This is a genomic window from Paenilisteria newyorkensis (genome assembly GCF_000766145.1).
Classification (GTDB): domain Bacteria; phylum Bacillota; class Bacilli; order Lactobacillales; family Listeriaceae; genus Listeria_A; species Listeria_A newyorkensis.
In genome coordinates this window covers 120,816-136,187 of the sequence record NZ_JNFB01000040.1, presented here as the reverse complement: position 1 = coordinate 136,187, position 15,372 = coordinate 120,816, and the positions used below count along the sequence as shown (strand labels likewise).

Here is a 15,372-nt window from a genome sequence, read left to right as displayed (position 1 = left end):
ATAGCGAAAGGCAGTTTTTTTCGGCTGCCTTTCGCTATGAATGAATCGTATAAAATTACTTGTCGCGGTAGATGGAACTTTCCTTGCCGTACCACCAGCGCCCAAGATGTTTCTGTAACCAAGGCATAGCCCAATAATCTAAACCAAATGTACGTCCAGCGCCATTTAGTAAAGCGATCGAAGCAGGTAACGCCCAGAATTTGTCCCAACCAAGCATAGCGCAGAGTGTGAACATAACTAGGAATCCAGCGCTTCCGATACTAGCTAACCAAGTGAATAGACCAACAACAAGCGCAAGACCGATTGCAAGTTCTACAAACGGAACGACTTTTTGCATGAAAAGAGCAACGTCGAGGTTTGGCATGATAAGTTTCATGATCCATTCAAACCAACCAGGCATATGCGCAAAAATTGGTGTTGTTACGTTTGTTGCAGCAGCACCAGCAGCATCGCCGGCCGCTTGTGACGCGCCAGATGTTGCGTCTGTTTGTAACCACTCGAATGGCATTTTTGAAGTTGTCGCAGTTAACCATGAATCAGGTCCGAGTCCTTGGAATAACGGTTTTAAGTTCGTCAGGCTAACTTTATCCCACGTCGTTTCACCGTAAATCTTAGAAAGAGCCTCGTCAACCCAGAACCAACCGACATAAATACGAAGCGGCAATGTCCAAAGTACGTTACCATAACGAGAAGTCCAACCGCGGAAAATATTCCGATTATCTCGAATATGGAAAAATTCATGGGAAACGTATTGCGCCATATAATAACCACTACGGATTCCAAAGAAGTAGTAAAGGTTAACCATGTGTTTCATGAAAATCGCGAACCAACCGTGCAAGCGTAATCCACCTAGGTTAGCGACGCCATATTTGGAGCCAATCGAAACCATGACACCGTGATATTTCCCTTTATACGCTTCTTTTTCCGTCCCGCTGATTTCTGAGATGATACTTTTAGCAGCAGTCATCCCGGTTTGTTCAGCAGCTTCAACGATTTGAGGAGTCGGTTTGCCTTCTTCCTCTTCATAATAAGCCAAGTCACCTATAACGTACGTGTTTTCGAACTTCTCAGCTTCCATGTATTCATTAACTTTCAAACGACCAGCACGCGCTGTTTCCATACCGTAATCTTTCGTATCAGAATTCGCACGAACCCCAGCAGTCCAAATTAATGTATGCGTTGGAATTTCTTCGCCAGATTTCAAAACGATGCTTTCCGCTTTAACTTCAACGATCGCAGCATCTTTCAGAATCTTGATGCCTTTTTTCAGCATGAAGTCTTCCGCTTTTTGAGCATCTTTCCGATCTAGCATGTTCAGAATCGTTGGTGCCGCTTCGACAACAATCAATTCAATCTCAGAAACATCGACCTTATTATCTTTCGCAAGACGCGTTTTCCAGTCAAGCAATTCTCCAACCATTTCGATCCCAGTAAAACCAGAACCACAAATAGCAAAAGTAAGCATGGCTTTGCGTTTCGCCACATCTTGTTCTTCCGATGCGTCATGCACAACCGTTTCGATATGTTCGCGCAACTTCACCGCGTTTTCCCAAGACCAAAGCGTGAATCCGTGTTCGCTAACACCAGGCGTGCCGAAGTCATTAGGCTCGCCGCCCATACCAAGAACGAGGTAATCAAACGGATAGCTACCATTTTCGGTCGTTACTGTTTTCGTTTCGTGATCAACGTGCGTTACGTTGTCCGTCACTAATTTGACTTTCGTACGATTAAACAAATGACGCAAATCATACTGTATCGCTGTTGGCTCAACACGTCCCCCAGCTACTTCGTGCAACTCAGTCATCATCGTATGATAGGAATGTCTATCAATCAACGTGATGGTTACTGATTCGTCTCTCTTGTACTTTTTCGCTAATTTCTTAGCCGCATGTACACCTGCATATCCCGCCCCTATTAAAACAATATTCTTTTCAGGCATATGCTTTCTCAACTCCTTGTAAGTATATTCACAAAAATTATAAGTCCTGCGTTCCAAAACATTATAGTAATAACCTAACCCAGTTTAACAGATAGAACAAAGGCTGTCTAGGGTCTTTACCCTCAAAAAATGAGAAACAAACGCGAATTAATAGGTGAAAACCTTCACAGGGCAACAAACCCCATTTGAGTGGGAAAAATTTAAAAAAATCATTGCAAAATAAGAACGTAATCGCTTTCTGAAAATTCTTGGTTTTCGAATCATGCATACTGTGTGTAGACAAATTGAGACAATAATGTTATATTTAAGTGGAATTAAGGTGAGCTTGTTGATTTCGTGTCAATTTTATTGTTCATGTCATCACAAGTAATATTTTAAAAGGTGGGAGCAAATTTTATGAAGAAGAAAAAGTTGGTAATGGCCCTGACGGCAGTAATGGCTTCAAGCATGTTGTTAGTAGCGTGTGGTAATGACAATAGTAGCGACGGTGACAGCAAATCTAGCGACACGAAACAAACAGATACGAAGAAAGCGGATGCTAAAACAGATGGTACAATGACAGACGGTACTTACAAATTGCAAGAAAAGAACTTTGACGACAAAGGTTGGAAAGCCTTCATGACGATCACAGTTAAAGATAATAAAATCACAGAATCTGATTACAACTACAAAGATAAAGACGGCAAGCTAAAAACAGACGATGCTGACTATGAGAAAAACATGAAAGCTAAAGTAGGCACAGGCCCACAAGAATACATCCCAGCTTTGAATGATTCTCTAGTTTCTAAACAATCAGCTGCAGATGTAGAAGTAGTAACAGGAGCAACACATTCTTCTGATACATTCATCAACTACTCTAACCAATTGATTCAAGCGGCGCAACGTGCTGACACAGCGACAATTGAAATCAACAATGGTGCAGATTTACAAGATGGTAAATACTCATTAGAAGAGCAAAACTATGCTAACAACTACCGTGTCGTGTTCAACATGGAAGTAAAAGATGGCAAAATCACGACATCTGACTACAACTATGTGGACAAAGATGGCAAGTTAAAAACAGACGACGCTGACTACGAGAAAAACATGAAAGCAAAAACTGGCGTAGGTCCACAAGAATACATCCCGACATTGAACAAAGAGTTGGTTTCTAAACAAAATCCAGCAGACGTTGCAGTAGTAACTGGTGCGACACATTCATCTGACGCATTCAGAATCTACGCAGCACAACTTTACAATGCAGCGCAATCTGGTAACACAGATATGATTAAAGTTTTCAATAAAGTTGACTCTGAATAAGTAAAATAGCAAGGAACGAAGAAGGGCTTCAGGGCGAAAACTCTGGAGCCTTTTTTGTTGGGGTTACTCGACTTCCTTGACAATGATGCGAATCACCGATACATTAAAATAGCGACAAAGGCATATTATATTTCATTCCAAACAAGGAAAGGTGCAATCCAAATGAAGAAATTTTATATTTTAATCACGCTCATGCTTTTAGCGGTCGTTGTTACAGCATGTGGGAACGACGATACGAAGAAAAGCAGCGCATCAGAAGATAATGATTCAGAAATACTTGCCCAACCATATACAAAAACCGATTTTTTAATGGGGACAATCAATGTAGTTAAAATTTACGACAAAGGAAAAGAGGACGTCCTTCTCAAAGCCTTTGACCGAATCAAGGAGCTAGATAAGCAGATTACGACGAGCGATAGCGGTAAAACTTCTGAAGTAGACAAGGTGAACTTGGCTGCCGGTAAAAACCCTGTGAAGGTGAACGATGATGTTTACTATCTTATTAAAGAAGGCTTGAAATATAGCGCGAGCTCAGGTGGTAGCTTCGACATCACGATTGGCCCGCTGACTTCTCTATGGCACATCGGTTTTGATGACGCGAGAAAACCGAGCCAAGCAGAAATCGACGCAGTTTTGCCACTAATTGATTATAAAAAAGTGAAGTTAGACGATGCTAAAAAGACGGTTTACCTAGAAGAAAAGGGCATGGAGCTTGATCTCGGCGCTATTGCTAAAGGTTACATTGCAGATGAAGTAGCCGATGTGTTAGATGAAAACAAAGTAACGACAGCGATTATTGATCTCGGCGGAAATATCATCGTGAAAGGTGACAGTCCTAAAGGTGGCGACTGGGTTGTGGGTATTCAAGATCCATTCGAATCACGCGGTACAGTCATTGGTACGATTCCAGAAGCCAACAAATCCATCGTTACATCAGGGATTTACGAGCGTTTCCTAGAAGTAGATGGAGTGAAATACCACCATTTACTCGATCCGAAAACAGGTTATCCATTCGACAACGACATTGCAGGTGTGTCCATTGTCTCTAAGAAATCGATTGACGGCGACGGCTTGTCCACAGCGACATTCTCCAAAGGCATCCAAGGCGGTATGGACTTCATCGAGACATACAAAGGCGTCGAAGCGATTTTTGTAAGTAAAGAGAAAAAGGTATACATCACGTCTGGCTTGCAAGGGAAGTTCAAATTAACAGATAAGAATTTCAAAATGGCGAATTAAAAAGGAGTGTCAGAAGTGTCGATACCAGCATTTTTGAAATTGGTAGAAATCCAGACGAAGATTGCGAGTGTTTTTCCATTTATCATTGGTACGTTATTCGCGGTATATCAATATGATTTATTTAATTGGGAGAACACGCTGATTTTCTTTGGTTCGATGTTGATTTTCGATTTAACGACAACGGCAATTAATAACTATATGGACTACCGGAAAGCGACGAACAATCACGATTATGACTACAGGACGACGAGTAATGTCATCGGTCAAGAACGAATATCGGAAAAAACAGTGATCATCACGATTTTTGTCATGTTTTTAATCGCGACAGGACTCGGTGTCTGGCTTGTTGTAGAAACGGATTTACTAGTCCTGCTGGTCGGATTCGTCTGTTTTTGCATCGGGATTCTATACACGTTCGGCCCAGTCCCATTGTCGCGCATGCCGCTTGGAGAAATTTTTTCTGGCGTGACGATGGGGTTTGGTATCGTGTTTCTAGCGATTTACGTGAATGCCTACGATGCAGGAATCGCAAACTTGATTTGGTCAGGCGAATGGGTTACTGTGAAAGTGAATATAATAGAAGTTATCCGAATCGCCGTCGTGTCCTTGCCGTGCATTTTCACGATAGCCAACATCATGCTAGCCAATAACATTTGCGATTTAGAGGAAGATATCCGGAACCACCGTTACACGTTGCCATACTACATCAGCAAAAAATACGCGGTAATCTTGTTTAATGCGCTGTACTATGCCTCTTTTGCGGCGATCATCGTTTCCGTCATCATCGGATTCCTTAGCCCAATCATGCTAGTAACGCTACTCGCGATTATCCCGGTATTTAAAAATTTACAGAAATTCAACGCCGAGCAAATCAAAGCGAAAACATTCGTCATCTCCATCAAAAATTTCGTTGTCATGAACAGCGCAATTGTCGTTTGTCTCGCCGCAAGTTTAATCTTCAAATATATATAATGAGAAAAGAGGGGATTTCTGATGCTTGATAAATTAATATTTGGGCGCTTTATGCCTGGGGAATCCCTTATCCATCATTTAGACGCAAGAACAAAACTGATCGCCGGTTTTTACTTCATCGGCATTCTATTTCTAGCGAACAACTGGCAAACCTACGCGCTACTAACGCTTTTCTCGTTTTTAGTGATTTTCATGACCGGCATATCGTATCGCTTTTTCATTAAAGGAGTGAAACCGCTAATCTGGCTAATCCTTTTCACGGTATTACTACAAGCCCTATTCACGAGCGGCGGAACGATCTATTTTAGCTGGGGACCATTTGCCATCTCCTCATTCGGCATAATCAACGGCATATACGTGTTCGTCCGGTTCATGCTGATAATCTTCATCTCGACGGTAATCACGCTGACAACGACACCTATGGACCTGACAGACGCCATCGCTTACATACTACGGCCATTCAAAATTTTCAAGATGCCAGTCCAAGATATTGCCCTAATGATCTCCGTAGCTTTGCGATTCATTCCAACTTTAATGGAAGAAACCGATAAAATCATGAAAGCCCAGCGAGCAAGAGGCGTTGATTTTGGCGAAGGGAACCTATTCGAACAAATGAAAGTCGTCGTGCCCATCTTCATCCCGCTATTCGTCAGCTCCTTCAACCGAGCCGAAGACCTAGCAGATGCAATGGAAGCAAGAGGATACCAAGGCGATAAAAAAAGAACCCGATTCCGCATCCTGCATTGGCACTGGTGCGATTTAGTAGCAGCTCTCGTATTGGTTGCCCTAACCACGGCGCTTGTGACGCTAAGAATTTCATAATAAGCAATGGCAAAAAGGCTATGAATCAACCCAACGATTTTAAGCCTTTTTGCACGCCTAAAAATCACAAAATCAGCAATAAAAAAGTTTTTTCACAAAATCGTTGAAATTACTAGGGCGGACGTGTATAATAGATAAAGTGCAAATGAACAGGGATTGCTCTGTCTATTTCGTGCAACACCCCCACTAGTTGGGGCTGTAGATGTGATGAAGTGAGAGGTTGCTGACACACCCGGCCGCTTTGCCATGGCGAGTGTCCAGGAGATTTTCACGGAGAATGTCTATTTTAAAAGTAGGCGAAAAGGAGGGAAAATAATGGCAAAACAAAAAATTCGTATTCGTTTAAAAGCGTATGATCACCGTATCTTGGATCAATCGGCTGAGAAAATTGTAGAAACTGCGAAACGTTCTGGTGCTTCTGTATCTGGTCCGATTCCACTTCCAACAGAGAAGTCAATCTACACAATCTTGCGTGCGGTTCATAAATACAAAGATTCACGTGAGCAATTCGAAATGCGTACACACAAACGTTTAATCGATATCGTTAATCCAACACCACAAACTGTTGATAGCCTTATGCGTTTAGACTTACCAAGCGGTGTGGACATCGAAATCAAACTATAATAAAAATCCAAAATAACAGGAGGTGTGACTCATGACCAAAGGAATCTTAGGTAGAAAAGTAGGGATGACACAAGTTTTCACTGAAAACGGCGAACTTATTCCAGTAACAGTTATCGAAGCAGGTGCTAACGTAGTACTTCAAAAGAAAACAGTTGATACGGACGGATATGAAGCAATTCAAATCGGTTTCGAGGATAAACGCGAAAAATTGTCAAACAAACCCGAAAAAGGTCATGTAGAAAAAGCCAATACTACTCCTAAGCGCTTCATTCGCGAATTACGCGATGTAAACTTAGACGAGTATGAGATTGGTGCAGAAATTAAAGTAGACGTATTCGCAGAAGGTGACATCGTTGACGCGACAGGCGTATCGAAAGGTAAAGGTTTCCAAGGTGTTATTAAACGTCACGGACAATCCCGTGGCCCAATGTCCCATGGTTCTCGTTACCATCGTCGCCCAGGTTCAATGGGTCCCGTAGCACCTAACCGTGTATTCAAAAATAAATTACTTCCAGGTCGTATGGGTGGAGATCAAATCACTATCCAAAACCTAGAAATCGTCAAAGTTGATGTTGAGAAAAATGTTCTTTTAGTTAAAGGAAACGTTCCAGGAGCTAAAAAAGCACTTATCCAAATCAAAACAGCTAACAAATCAAGATAATTTAATTGGAAAGGAGGACTAACAAAATGCCCAACGTAGCTTTATTGAAACAAGATGGAACAAAAGCTGGCGAAATTACACTTAACGATACTATTTTCGGTATTGAACCAAATGAAAAAGTGGTTGTTGATGTAATTTTGAGTCAACGAGCTTCCTTACGTCAAGGAACTCATAAAGTAAAAGGCCGCTCAGAAGTACGCGGCGGTGGACGTAAACCATGGCGTCAAAAAGGTACTGGTCGTGCCCGTCAAGGTTCGATTCGTTCCCCACAATGGCGTGGAGGTGGAGTCGTATTCGGCCCAACACCACGTAGCTATGCTTACAAATTACCTAAGAAAGTTCGTCGTTTAGCGATCAAATCGATCCTTTCTTCTAAAGTAAAAGAAGAGAGCCTAGTAGTATTGGAAGGTTTAACTTTCTCTGCTCCTAAGACTAAAGAATTCACGGCTTTCCTTAAAAATATCTCTGTAGATACAAAAGCATTGGTAGTAGTAGCCGATGAAAGTGAAAATGTAGAACTATCTGCACGTAACTTACAAGGCATTAAAGTTATTCCAGCTCAAAGTATCTCAGTACTAGATGTTGCTAAACATGATAAGTTAATTATCACGAAAGCAGCTCTTGAACAAGTAGAGGAGGTGCTTGCATAATGGATGCACGCGACATCATTAAGCGCCCAATTATCACTGAGCAATCAACAAGTGTTTTAGACGACAAGAAATATACATTTGAAGTTGATACACGCGCTACTAAAACGCACGTAAAAAAAGCTATCGAAGAAATTTTCGAAGTGAAAGTTGCGAAAGTAAACGTAATGAACTACAAAGGTAAAATGAAACGCATGGGCCGTTACGCTGGCTATACAAACAAGCGTCGTAAAGCTATCGTGACACTTACTGGCGATAGCAAAGAAATCCAATTTTTCGAAGTTTAATACTTCTATGAATTGAACTAATAGAGGAGGGAATACAATGGCGATTAAAAAGTATAAACCTACCACAAACGGCCGTCGTCACATGACGAGTTCAGATTTTGCTGAGATTACTACAAGTACTCCAGAAAAAGCTTTACTACGTCCTCTGAAAAAGAAGGCTGGTCGTAATAACCAAGGTAAGTTAACTGTTCGTCATCACGGTGGAGGACATAAACGTCAATACCGCGTGATCGATTTTAAACGTAATAAAGATGGTATTCCAGGACGCGTTGCTACGATCGAATATGATCCTAACCGTTCTGCAAACATCGCATTAATTCACTACGTTGATGGAGAAAAACGCTACATCATCGCAGCGAAAGGCTTAGAAGTAGGCCAAACAATTTATTCAGGTTCAGAGGCGGATATCAAAGTTGGTAACGCGCTAGAACTTAAAGATATTCCAGTGGGTACTGTTATCCACAATATCGAAATGAAACCTGGTAAAGGTGGACAATTAGTACGTTCAGCTGGAACAAGTGCTCAAGTACTTGGTAAAGAAGGCAAATACGTATTAATCCGTCTTAACTCTGGTGAGGTTCGTATGATTCTTTCTACTTGTCGTGCTACTATCGGCCAAGTTGGTAACGAACAACACGAACTTATCAACATTGGTAAAGCAGGTCGTTCACGTTGGATGGGTAAACGCCCAACAGTTCGTGGATCTGTCATGAACCCGAACGATCACCCACACGGTGGTGGTGAAGGTAAAGCACCAATCGGACGTAAATCACCAATGTCTCCTTGGGGCAAACCAACACTTGGTTATAAAACTCGTAAGAAAAACAATAACTCCGATAAATTTATCGTACGTCGTCGTAAGAAAAAATAATTGGATTTGTCATTTAAACGAATTTATAGGTAGCAGGAACGGGCAAGCTCAAGCTTTCCGATTCCTGACTATGCGAAGGGAGGTTCCGACATGGGTCGTAGCTTGAAAAAAGGACCTTTTGTAGATGATCATTTGATGAAAAAAGTTGAGGCAGCGGATGCAAGCGAAAAGAAACAAGTTATTAAAACTTGGTCTCGTCGTTCAACAATTTTCCCAGTATTCGTTGGTCAAACGATTGCTGTATATGACGGTCGCAAACACGTTCCAGTCTATATCCAAGAAGATATGGTAGGACATAAATTAGGTGAATTCGCACCAACTCGTACGTACCGCGGTCATGCGGGCGACGATAAAAAAACAAGACGTTAATTGAGAGGAGGATATCCTGATGACAACTGCAAAAGCCGTTGCAAAAACTGTTCGTATTGCTCCTCGTAAAGTTAGATTGGTAATCGATCTAATCCGTGGTAAGCAAGTCGGCGAAGCCGTTGCTATTTTAAAACTTACTCCAAAAGCAGCTTCTCCGGTTATCGAGAAAGTTTTAAAATCAGCAGTCGCAAACGCTGAGCACAATTATGATTTAGATGTAAATAACTTAGTAATTTCTGAGGCATTCGTTGACGAAGGCCCAACATTGAAACGTTTCCGTCCACGTGCAATGGGACGCGCAAGCGCAATAAATAAACGTACAAGCCACATCACAGTCGTGGTATCTGAAGTCGAGGAGGGATAATTCGTGGGCCAAAAAATACATCCAATTGGTATGCGTGTCGGTATCATTCGTGATTGGGATTCAAAATGGTATGCTGGTAAAGAATACGCGAACTTCTTACATGAAGATATACGTATCCGTGATTATATCGCGAAAAACTTATCAGATGCTTCTGTATCTCGTATCGAAATCGAACGCGCTGCAAGCCGTGTAAACATCACAATCCACACTGCTAAACCAGGAATGGTTATCGGTAAAGGTGGATCTGAGGTTGAATCTTTACGTAAAAACCTAAATGAACTTACAGGTAAACGAGTTCATATCAATATCGTAGAAATTAAAAGAGCTGATCTTGATGCTAAATTAGTTGCTGAAGGTATCGCTCGTCAATTAGAAAGCCGTGTATCGTTCCGTCGTGCACAAAAACAAGCTATCCAACGTACAATGCGTGCGGGTGCTCGTGGTATTAAAACTCAAGTTTCCGGCCGTCTAGGTGGAGCGGATATCGCTCGTGCGGAACATTACAGTGAAGGAACAGTTCCTCTTCATACATTGCGTGCCGACATCGACTACGCATGGGAAGAAGCTGACACAACTTATGGTAAACTAGGCGTTAAAGTCTGGATCTACCGCGGTGAAGTCCTTCCTACGAAGAAAACAAATGTGGAAGGAGGAAAATAATAATGTTAGTTCCAAAACGTGTTAAATACCGTCGTGAGTTCCGTGGTAACATGCGTGGACGCGCAAAAGGCGGAACAGAAGTAGCATTTGGTGAGTATGGTCTACAAGCAGTTGATGCTTCATGGATCACTAACCGTCAAATCGAAGCTGCCCGTATTGCAATGACTCGTTACATGAAACGTGGCGGTAAAGTTTGGATTAAAATTTTCCCTCATAAATCTTACACATCTAAGCCAATCGGCGTTCGGATGGGTAAAGGTAAAGGTGCTCCGGAAGGTTGGGTAAGCCCAGTTAAACGTGGCAAAATTATGTTCGAAATCGCAGGTGTACCTGAAGAAGTAGCGCGTGAAGCATTACGTCTTGCAGCACATAAACTACCTGTTAAAACAAAAATCGTGAAACGCGAAGAAATTGGTGGTGAAGCAAATGAAAGCAACTGATATCCGTGAATTGTCCACTACTGAAATTCAAGATAAAGAGAAATCTCTAAAAGAAGAGCTCTTCAACCTGCGCTTTCAATTAGCTACTGGCCAATTGGAAAACACTGCACGTATCCGTGAAGTACGCAAAGCGATTGCTCGTATGAAAACAATCGTTCGTGAAAGAGAACTTGCCTAAAATTAATTCAGGAGGAGGTTTTAATACATGTCTGAACGTAACCAACGTAAAGTATATACAGGACGTGTTGTATCCGACAAAATGGATAAAACAATTACTGTCGTTGTTGAAACGTATAAGAAACACACGCTTTATGGCAAGCGAGTGAAGTATTCTAAAAAATTCAAAGCGCATGATGAAAATAATGTAGCTAAAACAGGCGATCTAGTACGCATTGCTGAAACTCGTCCATTATCGGCGACTAAACGTTTCCGCTTACTAGATGTTGTTGAGAAAGCTGTATTAGTTTAAATCGTGACTCGTAATAATCGTTTTACTAGGAAAAATAAATTTCCTGATTGTAAGTCTGGAAGGAGGGTATCCTAATGATTCAACAAGAAAGTCGTTTGAAAGTCGCTGATAACTCTGGTGCTCGTGAAGTATTAACTATTAAAGTACTAGGCGGATCAGGACGCAAAACTGCGAATATTGGTGACGTAATCGTGTGTACTGTTAAACAAGCAACACCAGGTGGCGTTGTCAAAAAAGGTGAAGTAGTTAGAGCGGTAATCGTTCGTACTAAGAGTGGAGCACGTCGTCAAGATGGTTCTTACATCAAATTTGATGAAAATGCATGTGTTATAATCCGTGACGATAAAAGTCCTCGTGGAACACGTATTTTTGGACCTGTTGCTCGCGAACTTCGTGATAGCAACTTTATGAAGATCGTTTCTTTAGCTCCAGAAGTTCTTTAAAATACTGTAGTTTCAATCTCAAGGAGGTGCTAGACCCAATGCATGTCAAAAAAGGTGATAAAGTTCAAGTTATTACTGGTAAAGATAAAGGTAAATCCGGCAAAATTATCGCTGCGTTCCCTAAGAAAGATCGCGTGATCGTTGAAGGACTTAACATGGTTAAAAAACATACAAAACCATCAAACGTTAACCCGCAAGGTGGAATTTTAAATGTTGAAGCACCGATTCACGTATCTAACGTAATGCTTATCGATCCTAAGACTGGTGAACCAACTCGTGTGAACCGTGAAATCAAGGATGGTAAGAAAGTACGCGTAGCTAAAAAATCCGGTGAAGTTATAAAAGACGCAACTAAATAAAAGTATTTGAGGAAGGAGGGAATATTACATGAATCGCCTTAAAGATAGATATCTTAAGGAAATTGTTCCTGCTTTAATGAGCAAATTCAATTATGACTCCGTAATGGAGGTACCAAAAATCGACAAAATCGTAATCAACACTGGTGTTGGTGACGCAACAGCAAATGCGAAAGTTTTGGATAGTGCAGTGGAAGAGTTAGCTCTAATCACTGGTCAAAAACCTGTAATCACAAAAGCGAAAAATTCAATCGCTGGTTTCCGTCTTCGTGAAGGAATGCCAATCGGTGCGAAAGTAACGCTACGTGGAGATCGCATGTATGATTTCTTAGACAAATTAATTACTGTTTCCTTACCACGTGTTCGTGACTTCCGTGGGGTTTCTAAAAAAGCCTTCGACGGTCGCGGTAACTACACGCTAGGTGTTAGAGAGCAATTAATTTTCCCTGAAATTGATTACGATAAAGTAAGTAAAGTTCGCGGAATGGACGTAGTAATCGTTACTACTGCCAAATCTGACGAAGAATCAAAAGAATTACTGACACATGTTGGAATGCCGTTTCAAAAGTAATCCAAATAGTAATCAATAAATAAGTAGGGAGGCGCAAACGTGGCTAAAAAATCAATGATCGCGAAGCAAAAACGCACACCGAAACATCCTGTTCAAGCTTACACTCGTTGTGAACGTTGTGGTCGTCCACATTCCGTTATTCGCAAATTTAGACTATGCCGTATCTGCTTCCGTGAACTTGCCTATAAAGGACAAATTCCCGGCGTCAGAAAAGCAAGCTGGTAAAAACCCAATAATGGGAAGGAGGTAAATTTTTCATGGTGATGACAGATCCTATCGCAGATTTTCTAACTCGTATTCGTAATGCCAATATGGTACGTCACGATAAATTAGAAGTTCCTGCTTCAAAAATCAAAAAAGAAGTCGCTGAAATCCTTAAAAGAGAAGGTTTCGTACGTGATGTTGAGTATATTCAAGACGACAAACAAGGTACAATCCGTGTTTTCCTTAAATATGGTGCAGCTAACGAGCGTGTAATTACTGGACTTAAGCGTATCAGTAAGCCAGGTCTTCGTGTTTACGCTAAAGCTGATGAGGTACCAAAAGTACTTAACGGTTTAGGTATTGCAATTGTATCTACTTCTCAAGGTTTGTTAACTGACAAAGAAGCTCGCGCTAAACAAGTGGGCGGAGAAGTTCTAGCATACGTTTGGTAAAACAAGAAAATCACAAGGAGGTGCAATAAATGTCCCGTATAGGTAAAAAAACAATTGTTATCCCAGCTGGTGTTACTGTAACATTAGATGGTTCAACAGCAACTGTTAAGGGTCCTAAAGGTGAGCTTGTAAAAACTTTTAACCCAGATATCTCAATCAATATCGAAGGCAGCGAGATCAATGTGACTCGTCCTTCTGACAATAAAACACACCGTGCTCTTCATGGTACGACACGTGCTATTCTAAATAACATGGTTGTCGGTGTATCTGAAGGCTACGAAAAAACTCTTGAGCTTATTGGTGTCGGTTACCGTGCTGCAAAACAAGGTACTACTCTTGTTTTAAACGTAGGTTACTCGCATCCAGTAGAATTCGAAGCTCGTCCAGGTGTTGAAGTGGAAGTACCAGCGAATACGAAAGTTATCGTTCGCGGTATTAACAAAGAACACGTTGGCGAATTGGCTGCAAATATCCGTTCCGTACGTCCACCAGAGCCTTACAAAGGTAAAGGTATCCGTTACGAAGGCGAATTTGTACGTCGTAAAGAAGGTAAAACCGGTAAATAATGCCGCATAAAGCTAAGAGAAGAGGTGAGTCGTGTGATTACCAAAATCGACAAAAATAAAGTGCGTAAAAAAAGACATGGTCGTGTTCGTTCTAAGATTTCTGGAACAGCAGCTCGTCCACGTTTGAACGTATTCCGTTCGAACAAGAACATTTATGCTCAACTTATCGATGATGTTAACGGTGTAACAATCGCTAGCGCATCTAACGTAGATAAAGATTTCCCTAAAGCTGAGTCAAAAGTTGACGCTGCTACAAAAGTAGGCGAAATCGTTGCAAAACGCGCTACAGAAAAAGGCGTTAAAGCTGTTGTATTTGACCGCGGTGGTTATTTATATCATGGTCGCGTAAAAGCTTTAGCTGAATCTGCTCGTGAAAATGGATTGGAATTTTAATAAGAAGGAGGGACAACTTACATGCCTCAACAAATCGATGGAAACAAATTAGAATTAGAAGAACGCGTAGTTACTATCAACCGTGTTGCGAAAGTAGTTAAGGGTGGTCGTCGTTTCCGTTTTTCAGCGCTCGTAGTCGTTGGAGATAAAAACGGTCATGTTGGATTCGGTACTGGTAAAGCGCAAGAAGTTCCAGATGCGATCCGTAAAGCAATTGACGATGCTAAGAAGAATATGATCTTCGTACCAACTGTTGACACTACAATCCCACACACAGCAATCGGTCATTTTGGTGGTGGAGAAATTCTCCTAAAACCTGCAAGCGCCGGTTCTGGTGTAACTGCTGGTGGTCCAGTTCGTGCCGTCCTTGAGTTAGCTGGTGTTGCTGATGTGTCTAGTAAATCACTAGGATCTAACACACCAATCAACATGGTTCGCGCTACATTCGATGGTATCAAACAACTTAAAAAAGCTGAAGATGTTGCGAAATTACGCGGCAAAACAGTTGAAGAATTACTAGGATAAGGAGGGAATAAACGTTATGGCGAAATTAGAAATTACTCTAAAACGTAGCTTAATCGGACGCCCTCAACCACAACGCAAAACAGTTCAAGCTCTAGGCTTGGGAAAAACTAATTCTGTTGTTGTAAAAGAAGATAATCCTGCAATTCGTGGGATGATCACTAAAGTTAGTCATTTAGTGGACGTTAAAGAAGTTTAAGCT

General features: G+C 41.4%; 25 protein-coding genes. 24 read left to right on the top strand and 1 reads right to left on the bottom strand.

Going from position 1 to position 15,372, the window contains the following annotated elements:
• Positions 1–55: 55 nt before the first annotated feature.
• Positions 56–1,939 carry an FAD-dependent oxidoreductase gene (locus tag EP58_RS14040; protein WP_036094368.1) on the bottom strand — a complete coding sequence of 628 codons (1,884 nt, stop codon included), beginning with the start codon at positions 1,937–1,939 and terminating at the stop codon, positions 56–58.
• Positions 1,940–2,335: 396 nt separating this feature from the next.
• On the opposite strand from EP58_RS14040, the gene pplA reads away from it, so the two are divergent.
• The 24 genes from pplA (at position 2,336) to rpmD (ending at position 15,369) form a co-directional block, all read left to right on the top strand.
• A complete protein-coding gene (gene pplA / locus EP58_RS14035; RefSeq protein WP_036094366.1) occupies positions 2,336–3,238 on the top strand; it encodes an extracellular electron transfer flavoprotein PplA in 903 nt (300 codons plus the stop codon).
• A gap of 162 nt (positions 3,239–3,400) precedes the next feature.
• Positions 3,401–4,477, top strand: a complete 1,077-nt coding sequence (locus EP58_RS14030; RefSeq protein WP_036094456.1) for an FAD:protein FMN transferase — start codon at positions 3,401–3,403, stop codon at positions 4,475–4,477.
• 15 nt (positions 4,478–4,492) lie between these two features.
• Complete coding sequence (gene menA, locus EP58_RS14025) at positions 4,493–5,449, top strand: 1,4-dihydroxy-2-naphthoate polyprenyltransferase (protein WP_036094365.1); 957 nt, start codon at positions 4,493–4,495, stop codon at positions 5,447–5,449.
• 21 nt (positions 5,450–5,470) lie between these two features.
• Positions 5,471–6,271, top strand: coding sequence for an FAD export ECF transporter transmembrane subunit FmnA (gene fmnA / locus EP58_RS14020; RefSeq protein WP_036094363.1), 801 nt, complete (start codon positions 5,471–5,473; stop codon positions 6,269–6,271).
• 315 nt (positions 6,272–6,586) lie between these two features.
• Complete coding sequence (gene rpsJ / locus EP58_RS14015; RefSeq protein WP_036065498.1) at positions 6,587–6,895, top strand: 30S ribosomal protein S10; 309 nt, start codon at positions 6,587–6,589, stop codon at positions 6,893–6,895.
• A 31-nt stretch (positions 6,896–6,926) separates the two neighbouring features.
• A complete protein-coding gene (gene rplC / locus EP58_RS14010) occupies positions 6,927–7,556 on the top strand; it encodes a 50S ribosomal protein L3 (RefSeq protein ID WP_036080292.1) in 630 nt (209 codons plus the stop codon).
• Between the two features lie 26 nt (positions 7,557–7,582).
• Positions 7,583–8,206: a 50S ribosomal protein L4 gene (gene rplD / locus EP58_RS14005; protein ID WP_036080294.1), complete on the top strand. Its 624-nt coding sequence runs from the start codon at positions 7,583–7,585 to the stop codon at positions 8,204–8,206.
• Positions 8,206–8,490 carry a 50S ribosomal protein L23 gene (gene rplW / locus EP58_RS14000; RefSeq protein ID WP_036094361.1) on the top strand — a complete coding sequence of 95 codons (285 nt, stop codon included), beginning with the start codon at positions 8,206–8,208 and terminating at the stop codon, positions 8,488–8,490. Before rplD ends, rplW begins: the two co-directional genes overlap by 1 nt.
• 37 nt (positions 8,491–8,527) lie before the next feature.
• Complete coding sequence (rplB, locus tag EP58_RS13995; protein ID WP_036060259.1) at positions 8,528–9,361, top strand: 50S ribosomal protein L2; 834 nt, start codon at positions 8,528–8,530, stop codon at positions 9,359–9,361.
• Between the two features lie 90 nt (positions 9,362–9,451).
• The gene (gene rpsS / locus EP58_RS13990) at positions 9,452–9,730 is read left to right on the top strand and encodes a 30S ribosomal protein S19 (RefSeq protein WP_036065502.1); all 279 of its coding nucleotides are present in this window, start codon (positions 9,452–9,454) and stop codon (positions 9,728–9,730) included.
• 19 nt (positions 9,731–9,749) lie between these two features.
• Positions 9,750–10,094, top strand: coding sequence for a 50S ribosomal protein L22 (gene rplV / locus EP58_RS13985; protein ID WP_036071384.1), 345 nt, complete (start codon positions 9,750–9,752; stop codon positions 10,092–10,094).
• Between the two features lie 3 nt (positions 10,095–10,097).
• Positions 10,098–10,754 carry a 30S ribosomal protein S3 gene (gene rpsC / locus EP58_RS13980; RefSeq protein ID WP_036071385.1) on the top strand — a complete coding sequence of 219 codons (657 nt, stop codon included), beginning with the start codon at positions 10,098–10,100 and terminating at the stop codon, positions 10,752–10,754.
• A gap of 2 nt (positions 10,755–10,756) precedes the next feature.
• On the top strand, positions 10,757–11,194 hold the full coding sequence (gene rplP, locus EP58_RS13975) for a 50S ribosomal protein L16 (protein ID WP_036065506.1): 438 nt from the start codon (positions 10,757–10,759) through the stop codon (positions 11,192–11,194).
• On the top strand, positions 11,181–11,372 hold the full coding sequence (gene rpmC, locus EP58_RS13970; RefSeq protein WP_036060270.1) for a 50S ribosomal protein L29: 192 nt from the start codon (positions 11,181–11,183) through the stop codon (positions 11,370–11,372). Before rplP ends, rpmC begins: the two co-directional genes overlap by 14 nt.
• A 27-nt stretch (positions 11,373–11,399) precedes the next feature.
• Entirely contained in the window at positions 11,400–11,663 is a 264-nt protein-coding gene (gene rpsQ / locus EP58_RS13965; protein WP_036080303.1) for a 30S ribosomal protein S17, read from the top strand.
• Positions 11,664–11,737: 74 nt separating this feature from the next.
• The gene (gene rplN / locus EP58_RS13960) at positions 11,738–12,106 is read left to right on the top strand and encodes a 50S ribosomal protein L14 (RefSeq protein WP_036071388.1); all 369 of its coding nucleotides are present in this window, start codon (positions 11,738–11,740) and stop codon (positions 12,104–12,106) included.
• Positions 12,107–12,144: 38 nt separating this feature from the next.
• Entirely contained in the window at positions 12,145–12,465 is a 321-nt protein-coding gene (rplX, locus tag EP58_RS13955; RefSeq protein WP_036080307.1) for a 50S ribosomal protein L24, read from the top strand.
• Between the two features lie 28 nt (positions 12,466–12,493).
• Positions 12,494–13,033 carry a 50S ribosomal protein L5 gene (gene rplE / locus EP58_RS13950; protein WP_036065509.1) on the top strand — a complete coding sequence of 180 codons (540 nt, stop codon included), beginning with the start codon at positions 12,494–12,496 and terminating at the stop codon, positions 13,031–13,033.
• A 39-nt stretch (positions 13,034–13,072) separates the two neighbouring features.
• Positions 13,073–13,258, top strand: coding sequence for a type Z 30S ribosomal protein S14 (locus EP58_RS17285; RefSeq protein WP_077912491.1), 186 nt, complete (start codon positions 13,073–13,075; stop codon positions 13,256–13,258).
• Between the two features lie 32 nt (positions 13,259–13,290).
• Positions 13,291–13,689 carry a 30S ribosomal protein S8 gene (gene rpsH / locus EP58_RS13945; protein WP_036065514.1) on the top strand — a complete coding sequence of 133 codons (399 nt, stop codon included), beginning with the start codon at positions 13,291–13,293 and terminating at the stop codon, positions 13,687–13,689.
• A 29-nt stretch (positions 13,690–13,718) separates the two neighbouring features.
• The gene (rplF, locus tag EP58_RS13940) at positions 13,719–14,255 is read left to right on the top strand and encodes a 50S ribosomal protein L6 (protein ID WP_036071390.1); all 537 of its coding nucleotides are present in this window, start codon (positions 13,719–13,721) and stop codon (positions 14,253–14,255) included.
• Positions 14,256–14,288: 33 nt separating this feature from the next.
• The gene (rplR, locus tag EP58_RS13935; RefSeq protein WP_036065516.1) at positions 14,289–14,648 is read left to right on the top strand and encodes a 50S ribosomal protein L18; all 360 of its coding nucleotides are present in this window, start codon (positions 14,289–14,291) and stop codon (positions 14,646–14,648) included.
• Positions 14,649–14,669: 21 nt separating this feature from the next.
• Positions 14,670–15,173 carry a 30S ribosomal protein S5 gene (gene rpsE, locus EP58_RS13930; protein ID WP_036060286.1) on the top strand — a complete coding sequence of 168 codons (504 nt, stop codon included), beginning with the start codon at positions 14,670–14,672 and terminating at the stop codon, positions 15,171–15,173.
• A 16-nt stretch (positions 15,174–15,189) separates the two neighbouring features.
• Entirely contained in the window at positions 15,190–15,369 is a 180-nt protein-coding gene (gene rpmD / locus EP58_RS13925) for a 50S ribosomal protein L30 (RefSeq protein WP_003720933.1), read from the top strand.
• The last annotated feature ends 3 nt before the right edge of the window (positions 15,370–15,372 follow it).